Annotated in this window: 5 protein-coding genes; all 5 read left to right on the plus strand. The window is 74.5% G+C overall.

Going from position 1 to position 5,477, the window contains the following annotated elements; all coding sequences use genetic code 11:
* Positions 1 to 139: 139 nt before the first annotated feature.
* The 5 genes from argF to tyrS are packed head-to-tail and all read left to right on the plus strand — an operon-like array spanning position 140 to position 5,010.
* On the plus strand, positions 140 to 1,090 hold the full coding sequence (argF, locus tag ACI79G_RS24825) for an ornithine carbamoyltransferase (RefSeq protein WP_456883698.1): 951 nt from the start codon (positions 140 to 142) through the stop codon (positions 1,088 to 1,090).
* Positions 1,087 to 1,623 carry an arginine repressor gene (locus ACI79G_RS24830; protein ID WP_091224487.1) on the plus strand — a complete coding sequence of 179 codons (537 nt, stop codon included), beginning with the start codon at positions 1,087 to 1,089 and terminating at the stop codon, positions 1,621 to 1,623. Before argF ends, ACI79G_RS24830 begins: the two co-directional genes overlap by 4 nt.
* A complete protein-coding gene (gene argH, locus ACI79G_RS24835; RefSeq protein ID WP_456883699.1) occupies positions 1,620 to 3,077 on the plus strand; it encodes an argininosuccinate lyase in 1,458 nt (485 codons plus the stop codon). Before ACI79G_RS24830 ends, argH begins: the two co-directional genes overlap by 4 nt.
* 38 nt (positions 3,078 to 3,115) lie before the next feature.
* The gene (locus ACI79G_RS24840) at positions 3,116 to 3,718 is read left to right on the plus strand and encodes a DNA-3-methyladenine glycosylase (protein WP_456883701.1); all 603 of its coding nucleotides are present in this window, start codon (positions 3,116 to 3,118) and stop codon (positions 3,716 to 3,718) included.
* A gap of 17 nt (positions 3,719 to 3,735) precedes the next feature.
* Entirely contained in the window at positions 3,736 to 5,010 is a 1,275-nt protein-coding gene (gene tyrS / locus ACI79G_RS24845; protein ID WP_456883700.1) for a tyrosine--tRNA ligase, read from the plus strand.
* Positions 5,011 to 5,477: the final 467 nt, after the last annotated feature.

Genomic DNA, 5,477 nt, shown 5'->3' on the forward strand with positions numbered 1-5,477 from the left:
GCCGGGCCGGGTTCCTGACCAACGCCGTGGCGCCGGGCGTGCTGCGGCTGGCGCCGGCCCTGGTGCTCACCGACGCCCAGGTCGACGCCTTCCTCACCGCCCTGCCCGCCGCCCTCGACGCCGCACTGGAGACCCAGCAGTGACGGTCCGGCACCTCCTGCGGGACGACGACCTCGGTCCGGCCGAGCAGGCCGAGGTGCTGGCCCTGGCCGCCGAGCTCAAGCGCACCCGGCACACCGAGGCCGCGCCCACCCCGCTGCGGGCGCCCAACGGGGTGCCGCGCGCGGTGGCGGTGCTGTTCGACAAGCCCTCCACCCGCACCCGGGTGAGCTTCTCCGTCGGCGTCGCCGAGCTCGGCGGGTACCCCCTGGTCGTCGACGCCGCCAGCAGCCAGCTCGGCCGCGGCGAGCCGGTCGAGGACACCACCCGCGTGTTCGACCGGCAGGTCGCCGCGATCGTCTGGCGCACCTCCGGCCAGGACCGCATCGAGGCGATGGCCGCGGTCAGCCGGGTGCCGGTGGTCAACGCGCTCACCGACGAGTTCCACCCCTGCCAGGTCCTCGCCGACCTGCAGACCGTCGCCGAGCGCAAGGGCACCCTCGCCGGGCTGACCCTGAGCTACCTGGGCGACGGCGCCAACAACATGGCGCACTCGTACCTGCTCGGCGGCGCCACGGCCGGCCTGCACGTGCGGATCGGGTCGCCGGCGTCCTTCCAGCCCGACCCCTCGGTCGTGAAGCGCGCCGAGGAGATCGCCGCGGAGACCGGCGGCTCGGTGCACTGGACCGACGACGCCGCGGCCGCCGCCCACGGCGCCGACGTCCTCGTCACCGACACCTGGGTGTCGATGGGCCGGGAGGACGAGTACGCCGCCCGGGTCGCGCCGTTCCTGCCCTACGCGGTGGACGACGCCGCGCTGGCCCGGGCCGCCGACGACGCCGTCGTCCTGCACTGCCTGCCGGCCTACCGCGGTAAGGAGATCGCCGCGTCGGTGATCGACGGCCCGCAGAGCGCGGTGTGGGACGAGGCGGAGAACCGGCTGCACGCGCAGAAGGCCGTCCTGATCTGGCTGTTGGGGCGATCCGGGTGACCACCGCGCTGACCCGCTCGGCGCGCCAGGCGCGCATCCGCGAGCTGATCGAGGCCCAGCCGGTCACCTCCCAGACCCAGCTGGCCGCGCTGCTCGCCGGCTCGGGCATCGAGGTCACCCAGGCCACGCTCTCCCGCGACCTGGAGGAGCTGGGCGCGGTCAAGATGCGCGGTTCCGACGGCGCCCCGGCGTCCTACGTCCTGCCGCCGGAGAACGCCCCGCTGCGTCCCGCGCAGGCCGCGCCCGCCCGGCTCACCCGGCTGCTGGGCGACCTGCTGACCTCCGCCGAGGGCAGCGCCAACCTGGCCGTCGTCCGCACACCGCCGGGGGCGGCGCAGTTCCTCGCCTCGGCGCTGGACAAGGTCGGCCTCCCCGACGTCCTGGGCACGATCGCGGGGGACGACACTCTGCTGGTCGTCTCCCGCCGTCCCGACGGCGGGGCCGCCCTCGCCGACCGGCTGCGGGCGATGGCCGAGCGCGCCCCGGCCCCGACGACCGCACCCGAGACCGACCTGGAGGACCCCGCACCGTGAGCCCGGCCGACCCCGCCGCCCCGCCGTCGTCCCACACCCGGCTCTGGGGCGGTCGCTTCGGCGGCGGAGGGCCATCGGACGCGCTGACGGCGTTGTCCAGGTCCACCCACTTCGACTGGAAGCTGGCGCCCTTCGACCTGGCCGGCTCCCGGGCGCACGCCCGCGTGCTGCACCGGGCCGGGCTGCTCACCGACGACGAGCTGGCGCAGATGCTCGGCGCGCTGCACGAGCTGTCGGCCGAGGTCGCGGCAGGCACGTTCACCGCCGTCGAGTCCGACGAGGACGTGCACGAGGCCCTCGAGCGCGGGCTCACCGAGAAGCTCGGCACCCTCGGCGGCAAGCTGCGCGCCGGCCGCAGCCGCAACGACCAGATCGCCACGGACCTGCGGCTGTACCTGCGCCACTCCGTCCGGGCGCTGGTCGGCGAGCTCTCCTCCCTCGAGTACGCGCTGGTCGGCCTGGCCGAGCGCTACCAGGACGTGCCGGCCCCCGGCATGACCCACCTGCAGCACGCCCAGCCGGTGCTCATCGCCCACCAGCTGCTCGCCCACGCCCACGCCGTCGCCCGGGACGTCGACCGGCTGCGCGACTGGGACCGCCGCACCGCCGTCAGCCCCTACGGCTCCGGCGCGCTGGCCGGCTCGTCGCTGCCGCTCGACCCCGACGCCGTCGCCGCCGAGCTCGGCTTCGACCGAGCCTCGGACAACTCCATCGACGGCGTCAGCGACCGCGACTTCGCCGCCGAGTTCTGCTTCTGCGCGGCGATGGTCGGCGTCCACCTCTCCCGGCTGGGCGAGGAGGTCGTCCTCTGGACGTCGACCGAGTTCGGCTGGGCTCGGCTCGACGACGCCTGGGCCACCGGGTCGTCGATCATGCCGCAGAAGAAGAACCCCGACATCGCCGAGCTGGCCCGCGGCAAGTCGGGCCGGTTCGTCGGCAACCTGACCGGCCTGCTCACCATGCTCAAGGGCCTGCCGCTGGCGTACGACCGGGACCTGCAGGAGGACAAGGAGCCGGTCTTCGACTCCATGGAGCAGCTGCTCCTGCTGCTGCCCGCGGTCACCGGGATGGTCGCGACCCTCACGCTGCGCCCCGACGTGCTGGAGGCCGCCGCGCCGCAGGGCTTCGCGCTGGCCACCGACGTCGCCGAGTGGCTGGTCCGCCAGGGCGTGCCGTTCCGCTCGGCGCACGAGATCTCCGGGGCGATGGTTGCGTTCTGCGAGCAGGCCGGTCTCGAGCTCGACCAGCTCGACGACGACCAGCTCGCCGGCATCGACGAGCGGCTCACCCCGGGGGTGCGGTCGGTGCTGTCCGTCCCGGGTGCGCTGGCGGCCCGCAGCGCCCGCGGGGGGACGGCGCCGGAGCGGGTCGCCGGTCAGATCGCCGCGCTCACGGGGCTCGCGGCCGAGCACGCCCACTGGGCCTCGGCCTCACCCGTGGCGGCGGCGCTCTGAGCGACCTCGAGCCCGGGCCGCTGCTGACGCCCGGGGAGCTGCTCGGCCCGCCGGACGTCGTGGCGCCGACCCTGCTCGGCTGCTGGGTGGTCAGCGACCGCCCCGACGGCCGGGTCGCTCTGCGGCTGACCGAGGTCGAGGCCTACGCCGGCGACGGCACCGACCCGGCGGCGCACTCCCACCGCGGGCCCACGCCGCGGGCGGCGGTCATGTTCGGCCCGCCCGGGCGGCTCTACGTCTACTTCAGCTACGGCGTGCACTGGTGCGCCAACGTCGTCGTGGGTGCCGAGGGCCAGGGTTCGGCGGTGCTGCTGCGCGCCGGGGACGTCGTGGTGGGGGAGGAGCTCGCCGCCGCCCGCCGTCCCTCCGCGCGCACGCCCCGCGACCTCGCCCGCGGTCCCGCCCGGCTGACCCAGGCCCTCGCCATCGGCCCCGACGACAAGGACGCCGACCTGCTCGACCCGTCGTCCCCCGTGCGGCTGCACCGGGGCGACCCGCCGGCCGACGTCTCGTCCGGGCCGCGCGTCGGGATCAGCGTGGCCACCGAGCTGCCGTGGCGGTACTGGGAGACGGGGGCGGCGTCGGTCAGCGTCTTCCGCCCGGGCGGCAAGCCCCGCCGCCGCGCCGGCCGGCCGAGCTGATCATGCAGGATGGAGCCGTGACGGACGTGATCGACGAGCTGCACCGCCGCGGGCTGATCGCCCAGAGCACCGACGAGGAGGCGCTGCGCAAGCACCTCGCCGACGGCCCCGTCACCTACTACTGCGGCTTCGACCCGACGGCGGAGAGCCTGCACGTCGGGCACCTGATCCAGTTCATGGTCCTGCGGGCGCTCCAGCGGGCCGGGCACCAGCCGATCGTGCTGGTGGGCGGGGCCACCGGGCTGATCGGGGACCCGCGCCCGACGTCCGAGCGCGTCCTCAACGACCCCGCGACGGTCGCCGGCTGGGTGCACCGGATCCGACGCCGGGTCGCGCCGTTCCTCGACCGGCCGGCAGCCGAGCAGGGGCTGCGGGCGCCGGTCTACGTCGACAACCTGGACTGGACCGCCCCGCTGTCGGCGATCGACTTCCTCCGCGACCTGGGGAAGCACTTCCGGGTCAACCGGATGCTGGCCAAGGAGGCGGTCTCGGCCCGCCTCAACAGCGACGCCGGGATCAGCTACACGGAGTTCAGCTACCAGATCCTGCAGGCCAACGACTTCCGCGAGCTGTTCCTCCGGCACGGCTGCACGCTGCAGACCGGCGGCTCCGACCAGTGGGGGAACATCATCGCCGGCGTCGACCTGGTCCGCCGGACCGAGGGTGCGGCGGCCCACGCCCTGTCGACCCCGCTGATCACCACGGCCGACGGCCGGAAGATCGGCAAGACCGAGGGCGCCACCATCTGGCTGGACCCCGAGCTGACGAGCCCGTACGCGTTCTTCCAGTACTGGCTCAACATCGACGACGTCGACGCCCGCTCCTGGTTGCCGTTGTTCTCCGAGCGACCGGCCGAGGAGGTGGCCGCGCTGGTCGCCGAGTCCGAGCACCGCCCCGCCTCCCGGGCGCCCCAGCGGGCCCTGGCCGAGGAGCTCACCCGCCTGGTGCACGGCGAGGACGAGCTGCGCCAGGCCGAGGCCGCCGGCCGGGCGCTGTTCGGCCGCGATGACCTCACCGCCCTGGGCCCGGAGACCCTGGGCGCCGCCCTGCGGGAGGCCGGAAGCATCACCGTCGACGAGGGGACGCCGACCGTCGCCGCTCTGTTCCAGCGGACCGGGCTCGTCAGCAGCCTCTCCGAGGCCCGGCGCACGGTGAAGGAGGGCGGCGCGTACCTGAACAACGAGCGGGTCACCGACGCCGACGCCGTGCCGCGGGAGTCGGACTGGCTGCCCGGGGGCTGGCTGGTGCTCCGCCGCGGGAAGCGCTCGGTGGCCGGGGTCCAGCGCGCTTGAGACGTGTGAACGGCGTGTGACGGCCCCGTTCCGGACAGGTGTCACGCGTCACCACGCTGCGGTTTGACAGCCCGGACGACACCCACGTAACTTTCTCTCTGCGCCCGGCGAGACCGGAGCGGGACGGGGACCGAGTCTCCGCCCGCGGGTCGGACCAGGCGCCGCCTGCCCAGCCACTGAGCGGGCCCCGGGAACACAGCTCGGGGTACGCTGGTTGCACTGGGTACCGCCGCTCCGAGCGCCGAGTGCGGGTCCTGGACCCGCCGCTTGACGCAGACAGAGAGCGGCGTAACGTGGAACAGCCGCCGCGATCGAAGGCCCAGCCGGCCGGGTGTCGCGAGCGTCCGCTCCTTGAGAACTCAACAGCGTGCCGAAAGTCAGTGCCAAGCAAGTGACAACCCCTTTTGTGGGTTTCTTTGGGTTGATTGACGAGAGCGTCCAGTTCTCGGTTCTCGCCCGGATTCGAA

This window comes from Geodermatophilus sp. SYSU D00779, assembly GCF_054050595.1.